We start from the raw sequence: 18,407 nt of genomic DNA on the forward strand, positions 1-18,407 counted from the left end.
GCAGGTCAGCGCCCTTCTTCGATCCAGGTGGCGTGCGGGCCGTCGAGCACGATGTCCCAGTGGTAGCCCATGGAGAACTCGGGCACCGAGAGGCTGTGGTCGTACGTCGCGACCAGCCGCTGCCGGGCCGCGTCGTCGGTCACCGACTGGATGATCGGGTCGTACGGGAACAGCGGGTCGCTCGGGAAGTACATCTGCGTCACGAGTCGCTGGGTGAAGGCCGAACCGAACAGCGAGAAGTGGATGTGGGCCGGCCGCCAGGCGTTGACGTGCTGGCGCCACGGGTACGGGCCCGGCTGGACGGTGGTGAAGCGGTAGAAGCCGCTGTCGTCCGTCAGGGTGCGGCCGACGCCGGTGAAGTTCGGGTCCAGCGGGGCGTCGTGCTGCTCGCGCTGGTGCGCGTAGCGGCCGGCCGAGTTGGCCTGCCAGATCTCGACGAGCTGCCCGCGGATCGGACGGCCGTCACGGTCGAGGAGCCGGCCCTCGACGGTGATCCGCTCACCGATCGGCTCACCGGTGTGCTGCCGGGTGAGGTCGTTGTCGATCTCGGTGATGTCCCGCTCCCCGAAGGCGGGGGAGCGCAGCTCCACCAGCTCCGGGTCCTTGGTGACGTCGATCGGGATCGGCGGCTGCTTGGGGTGGCGCAGGACAGAGGACCGGTACGGGGCGTAGTCGCGGCGCGGCTGGTGCTCGACGGGGGCGCCGTCGGCGATCCGCTTCTCGTAGGCGGCGCGTTCGGTGGCAATTTCCTGGTCGATGTCGTGCTGGGTAAGGGTCATGGGGAGTTCCTGGGGCTTGTTGACGTCAGTCAAAAACAGGGGGCGGTGTAGCGCCCCCAAAGGGGCGCGGGGCTGTGTCAATGTGCGGCTCCGCCGCGCGGGCGCGACCAGCCACAACCGGCCCGCAGCCGCAATACGGCACTCAGCGGCAGGGCCTATCGCTCCAGAACGAGGGCCAGTCCCTGGCCGACGCCGATGCACAACGTGGCCACGCCGACCCCACCGCCCGCGCGAGCGAGCTGGTGGGCGACCGTGCCGGCGAGACGCGCACCGGAGGCACCCAGCGGATGACCGAGAGCGATGGCCCCGCCCTGCGGGTTCAGGATCGCCGGATCGAACTCGGGCCACTCGGCCACACAGCCCAGCACCTGGGCAGCGAACGCCTCGTTCAACTCCAGCACGGACAGATCGCCGAACCCCTTGCCCGCCTTGGCCAGCGCACGCGTAACCGCCGCCACGGGGGCGAGACCGAAGTAGTGCGGGTCGAGCGCGGAGACGCCGGTGGCGCAGATCCGGGCGAGGGGCTCGCGGCCGGTGGCCTTCAGGCCCTCCTCGTCGGTCAGCAGCAGCGCCGCGGCGCCGTCGTTGAGCGGGGAGGCGTTGCCCGCGGTGACCGTGCCGTTGTCCTTGCGGAACGACGGCTTCAGCCTTGCCATCGCCTCCAGGGAGGCATCGGGCCGTACGGATTCGTCGGCGCCGAAGACCTTCGGGTCGCCCTTGCGCTGCGGAATGCTCACCGGCGCGAGCTCGGCGTCGAAGAGGCCGGCCTGCTGGGCGCGTGCTGCCTTTTGGTGGCTGTGCAGGGCGAACTCGTCCTGCTGCTCCCGGCTGATCTTGTGCTTCTCGGCGATCAGCTCCGCCGACTCCCCGAGCGGGATGGTCCATTGCGGGTCCATCTTCGGGTTGACCATGCGCCAGCCCAGCGTGGTGGAGTACAGCTCGGCGTGCCCGGCCGGGAACGGCCTGTCCGACTTGGGCAGCACGTAGGGCGCCCGCGTCATGGACTCCACTCCGCCCGCTACGGCGATGGAGGCGTCCCCGACCGCGATCGCGCGGGCCGCCTGGATCACCGCCTCGAGACCGGAGGCGCACAGCCGGTTGACGGTCACGCCCGGCACGGAGGTCGGCAGGCCGGCCAGCAGCGCGGCCATCCTGCCCACGTTGCGGTTCTCCTCGCCGGCGCCGTTGGCGTTGCCGAAGTAGACGTCCTCGATCCGGGCCGGGTCCAACTCCGGGGTGCGGCCGATGAGTTCACGGATGGCGTGGGCGGCCAGGTCGTCGGGGCGGACCGGGGCGAGGCCGCCGTTGTAGCGGCCGATCGGGGTGCGGACCGCGTCGACGAGGTAGACGGTCTTCACAGCAGGGCCTCCGAGACGGTCAGCTTGGCGTCGGTCTTGGCGGTGATCTCGTCGATGCTCACGCCGGGCGCGGTCTCGATGAGGACGAGCCCGTCGTCGGTGACGTCCAGGACGCCGAGGTCGGTGATGATCCGGTTCACACAGGCCTTGCCGGTGAGCGGCAGCGCGCACTCGGTGAGGATCTTCGCCGAGCCGTCCTTGGCGGTGTGGGTCATCACGACGATGACCGTGCGGGCGCCGTGCACCAGGTCCATCGCCCCGCCGATCCCGGTGATCATCTTGCCGGGGATGGCCCAGTTGGCCAGGTCGCCGGTCTGTGAGACCTGCATGGCGCCGAGCACGGCGACGTCGATGTGCCCGCCCCGGATCATCGAGAACGACAGGGCCGAGTCGAAGAAGGAGGCTCCCGGCAGGACCGTGACGGTCTCCTTGCCGGCGTTGATCAGGTCCGGGTCGACCTGGTCCTCGATCGGGTAAGGACCGGTGCCCAGGATGCCGTTCTCGGACTCCAGGATCACCTCCACGCCCTCCGGGAGGTAGTTCGGGATCAGCGTCGGCAGGCCGATGCCGAGATTGACGTACTGCCCGTCCTGAAGCTCGCGCGCGGCCCGCGCCGCCATCTCTTCCCGCGTCCACGCCATGACTAGCCCACCGTCCCTCGTGCCTCGGGCGCGGAAACCGTGCGCCGTTCGATCTGCTTGTCCGCGGCCTGCTCGGCGGTGAGGGCCACGACCCGCTGGACGAAGATGCCCGGCAGGTGGACGGCGTCCGGGTCGATCGCGCCGGGCTCGACGAGTTCCTCGACCTCGGCGATCGTCACCCGCCCGGCCATCGCGGCCAGCGGGTTGAAGTTCCGAGAGGACTTGTTGAACACCAGGTTCCCGTGCCGGTCGCCCTTCGCGGCCCGCACCAGCGCGAAGTCGGTTCGGATACCGCGCTCCAGCACGTACTCGGTGCCGTCGAACTCCCGCACCTCCTTGGGCGGCGAGGCCAGCGCGACCCCGCCGGAGCCGTCGTAGCGCCAGGGCAGCCCGCCCTCGGCGACCTGCGTGCCCACCCCGGCCGGCGTGTAGAACGCCGGGATCCCCGCACCCCCGGCCCGCAGCCGCTCGGCCAGCGTGCCCTGCGGGATCATCTCGACCTCCAGCTCCCCGGACAGATACTGGCGCGCGAACTCCTTGTTCGCGCCGATGTAGGAGCCGGTCACCCGCCCGATCCGCCCCGCCGCCAGCAGCACCGCCAGACCGGACTCCATCGCCCCGCAGTTGTTCGACACGACCGACAGGGCGGTCACACCCCGCTCGTACAGGGCCTGGATCAGCACGTTCGGCACACCGCTCAGCCCGAAACCACCCACCGCCAGCGACGCGCCGTCGCCGACATCGGCCACCGCCTCCACGGCCGTGGCGACCACCTTGTCCATCCGAGAAGCCCCATCTCTTCCGAGCTCCCAGCACCCGAGTTAGTCAGGGCACTGATTAATTACGCGAGGTTCGTCTTCACGCTGCCACTGCAGCGGGAAGTCCGTCAAGACCTCGGTAAACGCAAGTGTCGGCGGAGTGCGCGCACCGCAGACAGTCACGCAGAGGCCAGGTATTGTTCAGTGCACCGATGAATTCGACCAGGGGAGCGCACATGGCCGCCGTGGACCTCGCCACCCACCCCGGGCACCTGGCCCGGCGGCTCCAGCAGGCGCACTACCTGCTGTGGAACACGATGGTCTCCGAGGAGATCACCTCGCCCCAGTTCGCCGTGCTCAACACCCTCGTCGCCGAGCCGGGCCTGGACCAGCGGACCGTGGGGGAGCGGGTGGGGCTCGACCGGTCCACCATCGCCGAGGTGATCAGCCGGCTCGGCCGCCGCGGGCTGCTCGACAAGGTGCGCGACCCCCAGGACGGCCGCCGCTTCCTGCTGCGCCTGACGGACGAAGGGCTGCGCACGCACAAGAAGCTGACCGTCCGCACGGCCCGGATGAACCAGGTCTTCCTGGCCCCGCTCTCCGCCGAGGAGCAGAACCTCTTCTTCGACCTGATCCGGCGGGTCGCGGACGCGGCCGAGGGGCTCCGCAACCCGGCGGAACCCCTGGTCGCACAGCCTTGATCCGCGGATCGCAGGGCGCTACGGGCAGACATCTTCTTTGAGCGCCTCCTCAGTGCGCCTCCTCAGTGCGCCTCCTCAGAGCGACTGCTCGGGGCGACTTCTCAGGGTGCCTTCGCGAGAACCACCCACACCTGGCCGCGCTGGAAGCTCATCGGTTTGCCGTCGCGGGTCGTGAACGTCGTGCCGTCCGTGGCCTTCGGACGCTCCCACCGCACGTCGTCGTAGGCACGGCCGTTCCGCAGCACCGACGCCTTTCCGGAGCCCACCGTCTCGGTGTACGGCGTGTAGTTGCCGAGGAAGTCGTGGAACGCGGACCGGCGCACCTTCACGTACTGCACGACCACCGTCGAGGCCGTCACCTGCTTGCCGTCCGTCGTCGTGGCGGTCGTGCCGTCCATGGCGACCAGCCAGCGGTTCTGGCTCGCGGACCAGGTGAACGTGTGCCGGGTCGCCGGGTAGCGCACCGTCCGGGAGGTCTCGGCCTTGCCCCCCGCGGGGGCGGCGCCGAAGCGGAAGCCGGTCGTCAGGGCCTTCGCGCCCGGTGCCGAGGGCATCAGCCGGCCGGGCCGCAGATACAGGTTGTGCGGTGAGCGCCGGTATGGACTGCGGAAGTAGGCGTCGGAAGCCTTGCCGGGCGGCTCCGCCTCCAGCGGCGCCTTGTCGATCAGCGGCATGAGCTTGCTCTGTGCCCCGGAGAAGGCGAGCGTCGGCCGGTCGAACTGGCCCAGCAGCTCCAGGTCGCTCTCGCGGGCGCTGCGCACCGGTCCGATGGTCTTCGGCAGCTTCTGGGCGTACACCGCCATCAGACGGCTCAGCCCGGCCTCCACCTGCTCGACGTACACGATGTCCGCCTCGTTCAGGCCCATGTGGGGCCGCGCCGCCCGGACGTTGTCGATCTTCACGGCGAGCACCGAGCCATGGGCCTGCCGGTTTCCGCTCTCGCTCGGCGCCGGGGACCGCTCCCGGCCGCGGCCGTCGTCGAGTGGGCCGCCGGACGTCGTGCAGCCGGCCGTCAGGGACGCGGCCAGTGCGGCGGCCAGGAGCGCCGTCGTCGTGGCGCGTCTCGTGCGTGTCGCTCGTTGCCTGACCATCCTGGCCACCCGCCACCACCCGCCCGGTCCGTCTCATTAATTGTGTGCTTATCAGTTCATAGTTGCCCATACCTGCATGGCTTCGACCGCACACTTTCCATCCGCCGATCGGCCCTGGCCTGGGCGGCCGACGGGTGGATTCGGCCGGGGAGCGCCGGGGTACCCGGCGGCCACCGGAGGCGCGGACGCGCGGACGTGTACGAGTGACGGAGGGAGCGCGCGGCGATGAGGGCAGTGACCTGGCAGGGCAAGCGTGACGTGCGCGTGGAGAACGTGCCGGATCCACGGATCCAGGAGCCGACGGACGCGATCCTCCGCATCACGTCCAGCGGACTGTGCGGCTCCGACCTGCATCTGTACGAGGTGCTCACCCCGTTCATGACCCCGGGCGACATCCTCGGCCACGAGCCGATCGGCATCGTCGAGGAGGTCGGCGCCGCGGTGCCGGACCTGCAGGCGGGTGACCGGGTCGTCGTGCCGTTCCAGATCGCCTGCGGCAACTGCTGGATGTGCCTGACCGGGCTGCCCACCCAGTGCGAGACCACCCAGGTCACCGGCGAGGGCATGGGCGCCGCCCTGTTCGGCTACACCCGGCTGTACGGCGCGGTGCCGGGTGCCCAGGCCGAGTACCTGCGGGTTCCGCAGGCTCAGTACGGTCCGATCAAGATCCCGCACGGCCCGCCCGACGACCGGTTCGTCTATCTCTCCGACGTCCTGCCCACCGCCTGGCAGGCGGTCCGTTACGCCGAGGTCCCGGAGGGCGGCAGCATCGCCGTACTCGGCCTCGGCCCGATCGGCGACATGGCCTGCCGGGTCGCCCAGGTGCGGGGCGCGGGGCGCGTGTTCGGCGTGGACCTGGTCCCCGAGCGGCTGGAGCGGGCGCGGGAACGGGGTGTCGAGACGTTCGACCTGCGGAGCTTCCACGACGAGAAGGAACTCGTCGCCGCCATCCGCGACGAGACCGACGGCCGCGGCCCCGACGCGGTGATCGACGCGGTCGGCACGGAGGCGCACGGCAGCGCCGCCGCCCGGCTGGCCCAGCAGGCCTCCGCGATGCTGCCGCGGAAGCTGAGCGGCCCGCTCGCCGAACGCTTCGCCGTCGACCGGCTCGCCGCCCTGCACACCGCCATCCACCTGGTCCGGCGAGGCGGCACGATCTCCCTGTCCGGCGTGTACGGCGGCACCGCGGACCCGCTGCCGATGCTCACCCTGTTCGACAAGCAGCTCCAGATCCGGATGGGACAGGCCAACGTGCGTCGCTGGAGCGACGACATCCTGCCGTACCTGACGGACGAGGACCCCCTCGGCGTCGACGACTTCGCCACCCACCGCGTTCCGCTGAGCGACGCGCCGCACGCGTACGAGATGTTCCAGCGGAAGCAGGAGGGTGCGGTCAAGGTGCTGATGAAGCCCTGAGGCAGGGCTGCGGTGGCTCGTATACGTGGGGGCTCGGGCCTGCGGGGGCCGGGGTCGGCGATCCGCTTGGGGCACGCGGCGGCTGAGATACGGCGCGGCGCGTCGGGTCCGCGGCAGTGGGGCTGCGGGGACGGACCTGCGGTGAGTCGGGGGGCGGACGGTGGCTCGGGCACGCGGTGAATCAGGCCTGCGGTGACTCGGATACGCGTGGCGGTCGGGCGTGCGTGCCTTCGGCCTGCGGTGGCTTGGGCGCCCGGTGGCCCAGGCTTGCGTTGACGTGGGCCGGCGGTCGGCGGCTCGGGCGCGAGGCGACTCGGGTCTGCGTGACTGGGCTTGCGGGGCCAGGGGCCGGTGGGGAGTTGGGCCACGCTGGCTCGGTCCTGCGGTGACTGAGATACGCGTCTCGGGTCTGTGCGACTGGGCTTGCGGCAGGGGGCCTGTCGGGACTTGGGCCCGCGGCGACTGGGGGTACGGGCGACTCGGGCACGCGGTGAATCAGGCCTGCGGTGACTCGGATACGCGTGGCGGTCGGGCGTGCGGGCCTTCGGCCTGCGGTGGCTGGGGCGCCCGGTGGCCCAGGCTTGCGTTGACGTGGGCAGGCGGTCGGCGGCTCGGGCGCGAGGCGACTCGGGTCTGCGTGACTGGGCTTGCGGGGCCAGGGGCCCGTGGGGAGTTGGGCCACGCGCTGGCTCGGTCCTGCGGTGACTGAGATACGCGTCTCGGGTCTGTGCGACTGGGCTTGCGGCAGGGGGCCTGTCGGGACTTGGGCCCGCGGCGACTGGGGGTACGCGGCGACTCGGGCACGCGGCGACTCGCACGCGGTGAATCGGGCACGCGGCGATTCAGGTACTCCGCGACTCAGGCCTGCGGTGCGAAGATCTCCGCGAGGTCGTAGCGGACCGGCTCCTCCAGTTGTGCGTAGGTGCAGCTCTCGGGGGTGCGGTCCGGGCGCCAGCGGCGGAAGCGGGCCGTGTGCCGGAAGCGGACGCCGTTCTCCATGTGGTCGTACGCCACCTCGGCCACCCGCTCCGGCCGGAGCGGCACCCAGGACAGGTCCTTCTTGCCCGACCAGCGGCTCGGCGCGCCCGGCAGCCGGGCCGACTCATGGGCCGCCTCGTCGGACCAGGCCGCCCACGGATGCCCCGCGACGTCGTCCATGCGCAGTGGCTCCAGTTCCTCGACCAGTTCGGCGCGCCGCTTCATGGAGAACGCGGCCGACACGCCCACATGCTGGAGGGTGCCCCGGTCGTCGTGGAGACCGAGCAACAGGGAGCCCACGACCGGTCCGCTCTTGTGCAGGCGGTATCCCGCGACGACGACGTCCGCCGTCCGCTCGTGCTTGATCTTGAACATGGCGCGCTCGTCCTGGAGATAGCGCAGGGTGAGCGGCTTGGCGATGACACCGTCCAGCCCGGCCCCCTCGTACTGCTCGAACCATCCCCGGGCCGTCTCGACGTCGGTCGTGGCCGGCGCCACGTGCACCGGCGCCGTCGCCCCGGGCAACGCCATGGTGAGCAGCGCCCTCCGGTCCGCCAGTGGCGTCTCCAGCAGCGAGCGGTCCGCCAGCGCCAGCAGATCGAAGGCCACGAACGACGCCGGTGTCCTCTCGGCCAGCGTCCGCACCCGGGAGTCGGCGGGGTGGATGCGCTCGGTGAGCGCGTCGAAGTCCAGCCGCCCCTCGCGCGCGATGACGATCTCCCCGTCCAGCACGCACCGCTCCGGCAACCGCTCCTTCAATCCCGCCGCCAGCTCGGGAAAGTACCTGGTCAGCGACTTTGTGGTACGGCTGCCCAGCTCGACCTCGTCCCCGTCCCGGAACACGATCGCCCGGAACCCGTCCCACTTCGCCTCGTACTGCATGCCCGGCGGGATCTTCGCCACCGACTTGGCGAGCATCGGCTTCACGGGCGGCATCACCGGCAGGTCCATGGTCCGATTCTGCGCGCATACGGCGGCTGTCGCCCAGTGTGCGAGGCGTGGGCGGTGGGCCTACCGTGGCTCGCATGGGCGAAGCGGTGGAGCTTGAGGCGGGCGGCAGAACCGTGCGCCTGTCCAACCCGGCCAAGATCTTCTTCCCGGAGCGCGGCTTCACCAAGCTGGACCTCGCCCAGTACTACGTCGCCGTCGGCCCCGGCATCCTGCGCGCCCTGCGCAACCGTCCCACCACCCTGGAGCGCTACCCGGACGGAGTGACCGGCGAGTGGTTCTTCCAGAAACGGGCGCCCAAGAACATGCCCGACTGGATCCCCACCGCCCACATCACGTTCCCCAGCGGCCGCAGCGCCGACGAGATGTGCCCCACCGAGGAGGCGGCCGTCCTGTGGGCCGCCCAGTACGGCACGCTCACCTTCCACCCCTGGCCGGTGCGCCGCGACGACGTCGACCGCCCCGACGAACTCCGCATCGACCTCGACCCGCAGCCCGGCACCGACTTCGACGACGCCGTGCGCGCCGCCCACGAACTGCGCGCCGTCCTCGACGAGTTCGGCGGCCTGCGTGGCTGGCCCAAGACCTCCGGCGGCCGCGGCCTGCACGTCTTCGTGCCGATCGAGCCGCGCTGGACCTTCACCCAGGTGAGGCGCGCCGCCATCGCGGTGGGCCGCGAGCTGGAACGCCGGATGCCGCAGCAGGTGACGATCAAGTGGTGGAAGGAGGAGCGGGGCGAGCGCATCTTCATCGACTACAACCAGACGGCCCGCGACCGCACGATCGCCTCCGCCTACTCCGTACGCCCCCGCCCGCACGCCCCGGTCTCCGCACCCCTGCGCTGGGAGGAGGTCGGCGTGGCGCATCCCCAGGACTTCGACATCGCGACGATGCCGGCCCGCTTCGCCGAACTCGGCGACGTACACGCCGACATGGACGACCACCGCTTCTCCCTGGACGCCCTGCTGGAACTGGCCAACAAGGACGAACGCGACCATGGCCTGGGCGATCTGCCGTACCCGCCCGAGTATCCGAAGATGCCGGGGGAGCCCAAGCGGGTGCAGCCGAGCCGGGCGAAGAAGGAGCCGGACGGGACGGACTGAAGGACCCAGGCTGGGCGGACCGGGTGCCGGGCCGGACGGACCAGGGACACGGCCGGACGGCGCGGCGAGGCCCGACAGCCGTGCGTATCCTCCCCCCCGCATCAGACCTTCAGCGCCGCCACCAGCCGACGGCAGTCCCTCAGCAGCCCCTCGTCCGCGGCGACGTCGTACCGGACGTTGCTTCTGTCGTCGGTGCGGCTGTCGTTGTTGTGACGGCGTGGGGAGGACAACTCCTCGCGGATGAGGGGAAGAGCGGGTGCGGCCGCGGGACCCATGTCGATCAGACAGGCGACGACGTCCGGCCGGACCCTCGGGAACGCCGTCCAGTTGGCGAGCAGGATCGGAAGCATCTCGTCCGCGTCCCGGGTGACCTTCCACAGGGCCACCATCACGTCCTTGGACGAGTCGCGTCTCGCGACCAGCTCCCGCAGCCGCGGGGCCGGCGGCGCACCTGCCGGGCCCAGCGCGGCGGCTGTCCTCAGGGCGCTGTTCTCCGTGGGCCACTGGTGCGACTCCATGCCCTCCCGGACCAGGGGCAGGATCCGGGCCAGGAGGGGCTCGACCTCGCCCGTCACCGCCAGCAGAGCCCTTGCCGCGTCCAGTCGAAGAGTGAGCGACTTTGCCGAGGAAGCGGTCAACTCCCGCAGCCGAGGGGCCGCTTCGGCCGCCGCAGGTCCGTACCGGGCAGGGGCGCGCACCGCCGGACCGCCGCCCAGTCGACGTCGTCGATCTCCGTGAACACGCTGTCCTCCCCGTTGCGCCGTGGCGTACGGCGGGCCGCCACTGATCGACAGCATGCCGTACGCCACTGACAACGGGCCCTGCGGGAGCGCCTGCTACAACTCCTTGATCCGGATGTCCCGGTACGACACCACATCCGTCGTGCCGTGCACCTGGAGTCCGATGTAGCCGGAGGCGAACCGCCGCCCGTCCGTGCCCGGGTCGTCCGCGCGCGGGGGGACGAAGTCCTGGCCGCCGGTGTTGTCGAACTCGTTGATCAGCACGCCGTTGCGGTAGACCGAGTAGTGCTGGTCGACCACGCGGATCTCGTAGTCGTTCCACGTGCCCTTCTGGGTGACGCCGGCGCCCGCGAGCCCCACCCGGTCGAAGCCGTAGACCGAGCCCGTCTTGTACATGTCGCCGTCGGGCCGGTCGAGCACCTGCACCTCGTGGCCGTACTTGATGGCCACCCACTCCGGCCGTGACTCCTCGGGGTGGTCGTGGACCCACGGGAAGCGGACGAACACCCCGGAGTTGGCGTTGCCCGTGCCCGGTGCGTCGTCACGCCACTGGAGCTTGAGCGAGAAGTCGCCGTACTTGCGCTCGGGGAACCAGAGCATGCCGAGGCCCGGCCTGGTGGTGCCGCTGGTGATCGAGCCGTCGAGGTTCGGCGCGAACGAACCGCCGCCCACCTGCTGCCACTTGGCGAACGACGCCGCGCTGCCGTCGAGGATGGTGCGGTAGCCCTCGGTCTGGCCGGGCCTGCCGATCCCCGACTCGCGGGCGGCCACGCGGATGGCGTCGTACTCGCGCTGGTCGACGACGCCGTCCTTGAGGAGCTTGTCCAGGACCGATTTCACGTGCTTGAGGAACAGCGCCTGGGACGTCCACTGCCTCTCGTCCTCGATCAGCTCGTTGATCCGGCACCGGCTGTTGGTGAGCCGGTTGGGGACACCCGAGTCGACCGTGCCGACGATCACCGTCAACCGCTCGTCGAACTCCGGGCAGTTGGGCGCCGGAACCTGGCTCGACACCACGGTGAAGGTCACCGTGCGGGCCGCCGCGGTGTTGCCCGCCTTGTCCGTCGCCCGGTAGGCGAGGGTGTGCGTGCCCGCCCGGTCGACGACCACCGGGGCGCCGTACGCGAGGTACGGTCCGCCGTCGAGCGAGTACTCGATCCGGTCGAGCCCCGAGCCGCCGTGCTCGTCGGTCGCCGAGACGGTCACCTTGGCATGGCCCACGTACGCGCCGTCGGAGTTCTTCGTGCCCTCGACGGTCACGCCCGTCACCGGCGCGGTGGTGTCCGGCTGGGGCGCCGCGACCACCGTGAACTGCACGCTCTTCTCGGCGGCCACGTTGCCCGCCTTGTCGGTGGCCCGGTAGCGCACCGTATGGGTGCCGACCTGATGCACCATCACCGGCGCGGTGTACGGCTGCCAGGCGCCGGAGCCGATCGCGTACTCGATGGTGTTGACGCCGGAACCGGTGTCGGAGGCGGAGACGGTGACGGTCGCCATGTCGATGTACGTGCCGTCGGGGTTCTTCTCGCCGCTGACGGTCGCCGAGGTCTCCGGCGCTGTCGTGTCGTCGGTCGGCGGTGCGACGACCGTGAACGCGACGCTCTTCTCCGCCGAGACGTTCCCCGCCTTGTCGAGGGCGCGGTAGCGGATCCTGTGGTCGCCGACCTGGTCGACGACGACCGGGGTGGTGTACGGCTGCCAGGCGCCCGTGTCGCCGATCGCGTACTCGACGCGGTCGACCCCGGAACCGCCGTCGTTGTCGGTGGCGTGGACGGCCACGCTCGCCGAACCGACGTACTGACCCTGTCCGTTCTGCGTCCCGCTGACGTGTGCCGAGGCCTCGGGTGCCGTGGTGTCCTCGCCGCTGCCCTCGGTCACCACCAGGATGCCCTGCATCTGCCCGTGGCCGGGGATCGTGCAGTAGTAGCGGTAGCGGCCGGGGGTGAGGGTGACCTCGGCGGTGTGGCGGCCGCCCTGGTCGTCGTTGGGGTTGGCGAGGATGTTGAGCTGGACGTCGTTGTTGAACTCCGGGTCGGAGGTGTCGAACGTCAGCGTGTGCGGCATTCCGGTGGTGTTGCCGGTCGCCGTGCTGTTCTCGAAGACGATCGTCGCCTGACCGGCCACGGCCGTCGCGGGCGCCGTCGTGTACTTGGTGATGTCGTCACCCGCGGTCCAGGTGAGCACCTGCGCGGCCGCCGCGGCCGGGGCGTCGGGCTGTCCGACGGCGACGGGCGCGGACTGCAGCCCCAGCATCACGAGCAGCGCGGCCACCAGGGCCGTGAAGACTCTTCGTCGATGGCGTCGGCGTATCACCGGGTTCCTCCTCTCGCCAGCCGGTCGGCGGCCGGAGTCGGCCCGCCGCCCGTGTAAGTGACCCGCCACAGCGCCGACCTGGCGTCCGAGGTGAAGAAGCCGCGGCCGTAGTCGAGCACGTACAGCGCGCCGTCCGGACCGAACTTCCAGTCCATGAGGTTCTTGATGCCGTCGTTGCCGATCGGCACGATCTTCTTCAGTGACTCGGAGTGGACGGGCAGGCCGCCGTCACCGTGTGTCCTCGGGTCGGTGATCACCGCGTTGCGCGGCTGGTCGGCGTCGTAGAAGTCGCCGACGAACCACTTGCCGTCCCAGTAGGCCGGCCATTTCGTCCCGCTCGTGCTCGCCGTGTCGTACCGGTACACCGGCCCGTTCATCGCGGCCTGGCCCCCGCCCTTGAGCCACGGCAGCGCATACGTGGCCTCCTCCTGCTTGTACGACGGCACGCCGTTCGCGTCACGCGGGAAGTCCGGGGCGCCGCCCTGCGGTGAGTACCAGATGTTGTTGCCGGTGACCGGCGGGAGGTTGACGAGGCCGTCGTTGTTCGGCGACTCGTTCTTCGGGTGGTCGCAGTCGTACCAGCCCAGCGGCTTGCTCGGATCGGGCAGGTTGCGGTCGCGGTAGGGCTGCTTGTTGCCCATGCAGTACGGCCAGCCCCGGTTGCCCGCCTTGGTGATGACGGCGAACGTGTCGTACTTCGCCGGGCCCCACGTGGTCGAGGGCGCGGAGGCGTCGGGACCGACCCAGCCCGCGTACAGGATGTCGGTCTGCCGGTCGACGAAGATGCGCGCCGGGTTCCTGACGCCCATCACATAGATCTCGCCGCGCGTCTTGCCGCCGCCCTCGTCGGTCTCCTCGCCGGTGAAGAGGTTCCCGTCCGGGAGGGTGTACGTCCCGTCCGGCTCCGGGTGGATGCGCAGGATCTTGCCGTTGAGGTTGTTGGTGTTGCCGGCGGTGCGGCGCGCGTCGGCGAAGGAGACGCCCTTGTAGTGGGGCTCGGGGTTGTTGCCCGAGTAACCGTCGCTGAAGCGGCTGGAGTTGTTGTCGCCGGTCGCGATGTACAGGTTTCCCTTGGAGTCCCAGGTCATCCCGCCGCCCGAGTGGCAACAACTGTGCACCTGCACCGGCCACTTGAGCAGGACCTTCTCACTGCTCAGGTCCAGCTTGCTCGTGGCCGGGTCGAGCGTGAAACGGGAGACCCGCCGCTCGGCCATCCGCGTGTCGCGGTTGAGCCGGGAGTGCGGGGTGTAGTGCAGATACACCCAGCCGTTGTCCTCGAAGCGCGGATCGAGCTCGATGCCGAGGAGCCCCTCCTCGACCTTGATCAGCTCATCTCCGCCGCCCTTGTTCCCGAAGACCGTGAGCGCCCCGGCCAGGGTGACCTTCTTGGTCTTCGGGTCGTAGACGTGGATCTCGCCCTTGCCCTTGCCGATCTCCGGGTTGTTCCAGTCGGTGACGACCGGCTGGGAGGAGTCGGCGCCGCCCCGGCCGATGTAGAGCACGCGGCCGTCGGGAGCGGTGACCAGGCCGTGCGGTTCGCCGATCTGGTCGTTCTGGCCTGGCTGGTTGGGCTGGGTGAGGCGCTCCGCCTTGTAGTTGCCGGTGATCGTGGCCTTGCAGTCGGCCTGCACGAGCCGGGTCGTCCAGAGCAGGGCGCCGCGCAGATGCGTACGGAAGTCGGTCTCGTCGTACGACGACACCGTGCCGCCCATCCCGGTGTAGAAGGAGCGGCCGCCGTCGTAGTCGCGGCACCAACTGACGGGATGGTCCCAGCCGTTCTTGCTGCCACCCGGCTGGTACGTCGACTCGCGCACCCGGGCCACGGTGTGCACCTCGCCCGACGGGTTCTTCGTCCAGTTGAACCACTGGTCGGGACGTTTCCACTGCACCGGCAGGTCCTTGGTGGCCGGATGCCGCCGGTCGCCGACCTCGACCACCGCACGCTGTACGGCCATTGGACTGCCGGCCGCCGGACGGGCGCCGACCAGGCCGGTGAACCAGTCCGAGTACGGCTCGGCGCGGGCCGCGTCATGGATGCCGACGAAACCGCCGCCCGCCTCCATGTAGGCCTCCAGGCCCGCCTCCTGCTCCGGGTCGAGGACGTCGCCGCCCCCGGTGAGGAACACGATCGCGTTGAGACGGCCCAGCTCGGTCTCATCGGTGAAGACCGAGGCGTCGTTGGTGGCCTCGACGTCGAAGCGCTGGTCGGTCGGGCCGGACAGGCCGATCTTCTCGATCGCCTCGATGCCGGCGTTCACCAGAGGCGACTCCTCGCCTGCGGCCGCGGACCCGTAGAAGACCAGCACACGCGCATGGGCGCCGCCCGGTGGCGACTTGACGGACATCGTTGTCAGGGGTGGCTCGGGAACCGGGCGCGCGTCGGCGGCCGGGGCGGACATCAGCCCGGCGGCGACGATCCCGGCGGTCACAGTGGCCACCCAGGTCTGTCTTCTCGTGCTCAACCCTCGTAAGTGCATGGGCACCTCCACGGTCACAGCAACAGCGACAAGGAAGCTAGACCCCTTTGAACGACTCGCCAATACCTATGGCCGTACTGGGACCAACTTTGTCCTGAGTGTGGATAAACGCGGGAGTGGCCGGTACCGTCTCCCGGGTTCATCCCCGTAATTTCCGTACCACCGTGTGGAGTTCGGCATGAACGAGAGCAACCTCAACAGTCGCGGCTTCGACAGACGCACCTTCAACAGACGTGTCCTGCTGGGCGGCGCGACCGTCGCGACATCGTTGTCGCTGGCATCGGTACCCGAGGCCGTGGGCGCCGACACACCCCCGAAGACGGCGCCGGCCGGCGGCGAGGTCAGGCACATCAGGCTGTACGCCGAGAAGCTCGCCGACGGGCAGATGGGCTACGGCCTCGAGAAGGGCAAGGCGACGATCCCCGGCCCGCTGATCGAGCTCAACGAGGGCGACACCCTGCACGTCGAGTTCGAGAACACGATGGACGTGCCGGTGAGCCTGCATGTCCACGGCCTCGACTACGAGATCACCAGCGACGGCACGAAGTTGAACAAGAGCCACGTCGAGCCCGGCGGTACCCGCACCTACACCTGGCGCACCCACGCCCCGGGCCGACGGGGTGACGGCACCTGGCGGGCCGGCAGCGCGGGTTACTGGCACTACCACGACCACGTCGTCGGCACCGAACACGGCACGGGCGGCATCCGCAAGGGCCTGTACGGCCCGGTGATCGTGCGGCGCAAGGGCGACATCCTCCCGGACGCGACCCACACCGTCGTCTTCAACGACATGCTCATCAACAACAAGCCGGCGCACAGCGGTCCCGACTTCGAGGCCACGGTGGGCGATCGCGTCGAGTTCGTGGTGATCACGCACGGTGAGTACTACCACACCTTCCACATGCACGGTCACCGCTGGGCGGACAACCGCACGGGCCTGCTCACCGGGCCCGACGACCCGAGCCAGGTCATCGACAACAAGATCGTCGGCCCGGCGGACTCCTTCGGGTTCCAGGTGATCGCGGGGGAGGGGGTCGGGGCGGGGGCGTGGATGTACCACTGCCATGTACAGAGCCATTCGGACATGGGGATGGTGGGGTTGTTCCTGGTGAAGAAGGCGGACGGCACGATTCCCGGATACGACCCGCACGAACACGGTCAGGAGACGGCCTCGGGGTCCGCGCATGAGCACTGACGGATCATGGACGGATGACACTTGTTCTGACGCGAGGTGACCTGGAAGCCGTACTGGAGCCGGAGACGTGCCTGGCCGCGCTGACCGAGGGATTCCGGTGCGCGGACGCCGTACCGGTCGCGGGGCAGCGGGTGCGCACCGATCTGCCGTTCCCCGGCACGGCGACAGCCCTGCTCCCCGGACTCCTGCCGGGCGTCGAGGCCTACACGGTGAAGGTCAACGCCAAGTTCCCGGACGCGCGGCCCGCCCTGCGCGGGGTGATCTGCCTGCACGGCGGGCGGGACGGGGAACTGCTGGCGCTGCTGGACTCGGCGACGGTCACGGCATGGCGTACGGGGCTGGCCGCGGCATTGGGTACGCATGTGCTGGCCGGCGCCGGGGAGATCCTCGGGGTGATCGGGACAGGGGCCCAGGCCGAGTTGATGATGCGGGGACTGGCGGTGCTGCGGCCGCCCCGTGCACTCGTCGTCCATGACACGGACACCGAGCGGGCCTCCTTGTTCGCCGCACGGCACGGTGGCCGGGCCGTGGGCTCGGCGAAGGAGGTCGCGGCGGCGGCCGACACCGTACTGCTGGCGACCTGGGCCCGCACCCCGCTGCTGCGGCTGTCGGACACCCGGGAGGGCCAGCACTTCACCAGCCTGGGCGCCGACGAGCCTGGCAAGCAGGAGCTGGCGGCCGATCTGCTGCGAGCCGCGCTGCTCGTCGTGGACGACCGGGAACTCGCCGCGGGCATGGGGGCGTTGGCGGCGGCGGACCTTCCGGCCTCGGCCGCCGACGCCACGCTCGGGGAGGTGCTGCGGGGTGAGCATCCGGGCCGCGTGAGCGCCGAGGGCCGTACCGTCTACGCACCCGTCGGGCTGCCCTGGCAGGACTTGGCGCTGAGCTGGGCGGCGTATCGGGCGGCGGGTGGATCTGCTGGCGTGACTCCGCCGGACCGGGAGAGAGGACGTTCACCCCGTCAGGAGATGTCGAGCACGGTCCACTCCAGGCCCGGCTCCTCCTGGATGTAGAGGCGTGGGCCGCGCGAGACGACCCGGCGGCGGCCGAGCGCGCCGCCGTCCGGACGGCTCAGTCGCCCTTCGGTGAGTGCCTCGACGGTCTGCTCAGTGAGTCGGCAGTCCACCAGCCGGTCGTGGTCGGCTCCGTATCCGCCGAAGAACACCAGCCGGTCGGCGTGCACCACGAAGCCCTTCGCGCCCTGCACGGAGTTCTGCCGCACCCGCATCCCCCCGTCGCGCCCGATCTCCAGGACCGGGAACCGCTGGTAAGGGCAGGCCCAGACGGTCCGGCGGTGCACGTTCAGGGCATAGCAGTCGGAGATCTCGCCTGCGTCCCGGGTCCGCCGGTATGTCCACAGCGGTTCGCCCGAAAGGCTCCAGCGCCGCAGGCCTGGCCGGCTCAACTCGTCATCGCCGTAGATCCCTTCGTCGAAGTAGCCCACCCAAAGGGCGCCGCTCTCGTCGGCCAGCAGATGTTCGATGGCGTCCCCGACCCGGAACGTCACGCCGCAACGTCCCAACGGGTCGAAGACCTGGACCTGCTGCTCGTGGGTGCGTGAGCGGGCCGCCGCGAGCACGAAACCGTCGTCCGCAAGGGCCTCCAGACGCGGGAAGCCCGCCAGCACCGCACTGAGGTGCGTTTCGTAGGGGACGCCGTCCCCGACGGTGACCACCACCGCGTCGTACGGATGAGCCGGCACTCCACCGGGGTCATGCTCGGTGAGCAGCCAGTGCGCGCGGCCGTACGCGTCGACCGTGCTGTGCGCGATGTGCCGGTCGTGGTATCGACGGGGCAGCCGGGCATACGGCATGAGCCGTGTCTCGGGGCGCTTAGTAGGCATGAGCCTTTCTCGTCGTCATGGGACGGATCCTCGCCCGTACCCGACGCCGAGCGCAAGGTGTTTCCC

Annotated in this window: 15 protein-coding genes; 5 read left to right on the forward strand and 10 right to left on the reverse strand. The window is 70.4% G+C overall.

Features of this window, described 5'->3' with window-relative positions; translation table 11 throughout:
* Window positions 1–5: 5 nt before the first annotated feature.
* The 4 genes from pcaH to EJ357_RS40215 all read right to left on the reverse strand — a co-directional run bounded on the left by pcaH (window position 6) and on the right by EJ357_RS40215 (window position 3,560).
* Window positions 6–779: a protocatechuate 3,4-dioxygenase subunit beta gene (gene pcaH / locus EJ357_RS40200; protein ID WP_126396661.1), complete on the reverse strand. Its 774-nt coding sequence runs from the start codon at window positions 777–779 to the stop codon at window positions 6–8.
* Between the two features lie 155 nt (window positions 780–934).
* On the reverse strand, window positions 935–2,137 hold the full coding sequence (locus EJ357_RS40205; protein WP_126396663.1) for a thiolase family protein: 1,203 nt from the start codon (window positions 2,135–2,137) through the stop codon (window positions 935–937).
* Entirely contained in the window at window positions 2,134–2,778 is a 645-nt protein-coding gene (locus tag EJ357_RS40210) for a CoA transferase subunit B (RefSeq protein WP_126396664.1), read from the reverse strand. Before EJ357_RS40210 ends, EJ357_RS40205 begins: the two co-directional genes overlap by 4 nt.
* 2 nt (window positions 2,779–2,780) lie before the next feature.
* Window positions 2,781–3,560 (reverse strand): CoA transferase subunit A, encoded by a 780-nt coding sequence (locus EJ357_RS40215; RefSeq protein ID WP_126396666.1) that lies wholly within the window; start codon window positions 3,558–3,560, stop codon window positions 2,781–2,783.
* Window positions 3,561–3,772: 212 nt separating this feature from the next.
* On the opposite strand from EJ357_RS40215, the gene EJ357_RS40220 reads away from it, so the two are divergent.
* On the forward strand, window positions 3,773–4,237 hold the full coding sequence (locus tag EJ357_RS40220; protein WP_126396668.1) for a MarR family winged helix-turn-helix transcriptional regulator: 465 nt from the start codon (window positions 3,773–3,775) through the stop codon (window positions 4,235–4,237).
* Between the two features lie 101 nt (window positions 4,238–4,338).
* On the opposite strand, the gene EJ357_RS40225 is transcribed toward EJ357_RS40220, so the two are convergent.
* Window positions 4,339–5,328: a DUF3048 domain-containing protein gene (locus tag EJ357_RS40225; RefSeq protein ID WP_126396670.1), complete on the reverse strand. Its 990-nt coding sequence runs from the start codon at window positions 5,326–5,328 to the stop codon at window positions 4,339–4,341.
* 225 nt (window positions 5,329–5,553) lie between these two features.
* Here EJ357_RS40225 and EJ357_RS40230 point away from each other — a divergent pair, with 225 nt between their 5' ends.
* On the forward strand, window positions 5,554–6,744 hold the full coding sequence (locus EJ357_RS40230; protein ID WP_126396672.1) for a zinc-dependent alcohol dehydrogenase: 1,191 nt from the start codon (window positions 5,554–5,556) through the stop codon (window positions 6,742–6,744).
* Window positions 6,745–7,602: 858 nt separating this feature from the next.
* Here the strand turns inward: EJ357_RS40230 and EJ357_RS40235 are convergent.
* Window positions 7,603–8,673 (reverse strand): ATP-dependent DNA ligase, encoded by a 1,071-nt coding sequence (locus EJ357_RS40235; RefSeq protein WP_126396674.1) that lies wholly within the window; start codon window positions 8,671–8,673, stop codon window positions 7,603–7,605.
* A 74-nt stretch (window positions 8,674–8,747) separates the two neighbouring features.
* On the opposite strand from EJ357_RS40235, the gene ligD reads away from it, so the two are divergent.
* Window positions 8,748–9,773, forward strand: a complete 1,026-nt coding sequence (gene ligD / locus EJ357_RS40240) for a non-homologous end-joining DNA ligase (protein ID WP_126396676.1) — start codon at window positions 8,748–8,750, stop codon at window positions 9,771–9,773.
* Window positions 9,774–9,874: 101 nt separating this feature from the next.
* Here ligD and EJ357_RS40245 read toward each other — a convergent pair whose 3' ends face one another.
* The 3 genes from EJ357_RS40245 to EJ357_RS40255 all read right to left on the reverse strand — a co-directional run bounded on the left by EJ357_RS40245 (window position 9,875) and on the right by EJ357_RS40255 (window position 15,303).
* Window positions 9,875–10,411, reverse strand: a complete 537-nt coding sequence (locus tag EJ357_RS40245) for a hypothetical protein (RefSeq protein ID WP_126396678.1) — start codon at window positions 10,409–10,411, stop codon at window positions 9,875–9,877.
* Window positions 10,412–10,609: 198 nt separating this feature from the next.
* Window positions 10,610–12,766, reverse strand: coding sequence for an OmpL47-type beta-barrel domain-containing protein (locus EJ357_RS40250; protein WP_126400669.1), 2,157 nt, complete (start codon window positions 12,764–12,766; stop codon window positions 10,610–10,612).
* A 56-nt stretch (window positions 12,767–12,822) separates the two neighbouring features.
* Window positions 12,823–15,303, reverse strand: coding sequence for a ThuA domain-containing protein (locus tag EJ357_RS40255; protein WP_175647690.1), 2,481 nt, complete (start codon window positions 15,301–15,303; stop codon window positions 12,823–12,825).
* Window positions 15,304–15,481: 178 nt separating this feature from the next.
* Between EJ357_RS40255 and EJ357_RS40260 the strand changes: the two genes are divergently transcribed.
* Together EJ357_RS40260 and EJ357_RS40265 are read left to right on the forward strand one after the other, a co-directional pair.
* Window positions 15,482–16,498, forward strand: coding sequence for a multicopper oxidase domain-containing protein (locus EJ357_RS40260; protein WP_126396680.1), 1,017 nt, complete (start codon window positions 15,482–15,484; stop codon window positions 16,496–16,498).
* A gap of 14 nt (window positions 16,499–16,512) precedes the next feature.
* On the forward strand, window positions 16,513–17,511 hold the full coding sequence (locus EJ357_RS40265; protein WP_126396682.1) for an ornithine cyclodeaminase family protein: 999 nt from the start codon (window positions 16,513–16,515) through the stop codon (window positions 17,509–17,511).
* Here the strand turns inward: EJ357_RS40265 and EJ357_RS40270 are convergent.
* A complete protein-coding gene (locus tag EJ357_RS40270; protein ID WP_228472755.1) occupies window positions 17,460–18,341 on the reverse strand; it encodes a hypothetical protein in 882 nt (293 codons plus the stop codon). The two genes, EJ357_RS40265 and EJ357_RS40270, sit on opposite strands and share 52 nt — an antisense overlap.
* Between the last annotated feature and the right edge of the window lie 66 nt (window positions 18,342–18,407).

Source organism: Streptomyces cyaneochromogenes (genome assembly GCF_003963535.1).
Taxonomy (GTDB): Bacteria; Actinomycetota; Actinomycetes; order Streptomycetales; family Streptomycetaceae; genus Streptomyces; species Streptomyces shaanxiensis.

What these genes read in the sequence shown, in the direction of transcription:
- pcaH (WP_126396661.1), bottom strand. Translation starts at nt 779, where the DNA reads ATGACCCTTACCCAGCACGACATCGACCAGGAAATTGCCACCGAACGC.
- EJ357_RS40210 (WP_126396664.1), bottom strand. Translation starts at nt 2,778, where the DNA reads ATGGCGTGGACGCGGGAAGAGATGGCGGCGCGGGCCGCGCGCGAGCTT.
- EJ357_RS40215 (WP_126396666.1), bottom strand. Translation starts at nt 3,560, where the DNA reads ATGGACAAGGTGGTCGCCACGGCCGTGGAGGCGGTGGCCGATGTCGGC.
- EJ357_RS40220 (WP_126396668.1), top strand. Translation starts at nt 3,773, where the DNA reads ATGGCCGCCGTGGACCTCGCCACCCACCCCGGGCACCTGGCCCGGCGG.
- EJ357_RS40225 (WP_126396670.1), bottom strand. Translation starts at nt 5,328, where the DNA reads ATGGTCAGGCAACGAGCGACACGCACGAGACGCGCCACGACGACGGCG.
- EJ357_RS40230 (WP_126396672.1), top strand. Translation starts at nt 5,554, where the DNA reads ATGAGGGCAGTGACCTGGCAGGGCAAGCGTGACGTGCGCGTGGAGAAC.
- EJ357_RS40235 (WP_126396674.1), bottom strand. Translation starts at nt 8,673, where the DNA reads ATGGACCTGCCGGTGATGCCGCCCGTGAAGCCGATGCTCGCCAAGTCG.
- ligD (WP_126396676.1), top strand. Translation starts at nt 8,748, where the DNA reads ATGGGCGAAGCGGTGGAGCTTGAGGCGGGCGGCAGAACCGTGCGCCTG.
- EJ357_RS40250 (WP_126400669.1), bottom strand. Translation starts at nt 12,766, where the DNA reads ATGCTGGGGCTGCAGTCCGCGCCCGTCGCCGTCGGACAGCCCGACGCC.
- EJ357_RS40255 (WP_175647690.1), bottom strand. Translation starts at nt 15,303, where the DNA reads ATGCACTTACGAGGGTTGAGCACGAGAAGACAGACCTGGGTGGCCACT.
- EJ357_RS40260 (WP_126396680.1), top strand. Translation starts at nt 15,482, where the DNA reads ATGAACGAGAGCAACCTCAACAGTCGCGGCTTCGACAGACGCACCTTC.
- EJ357_RS40265 (WP_126396682.1), top strand. Translation starts at nt 16,513, where the DNA reads ATGACACTTGTTCTGACGCGAGGTGACCTGGAAGCCGTACTGGAGCCG.
- EJ357_RS40270 (WP_228472755.1), bottom strand. Translation starts at nt 18,341, where the DNA reads ATGCCTACTAAGCGCCCCGAGACACGGCTCATGCCGTATGCCCGGCTG.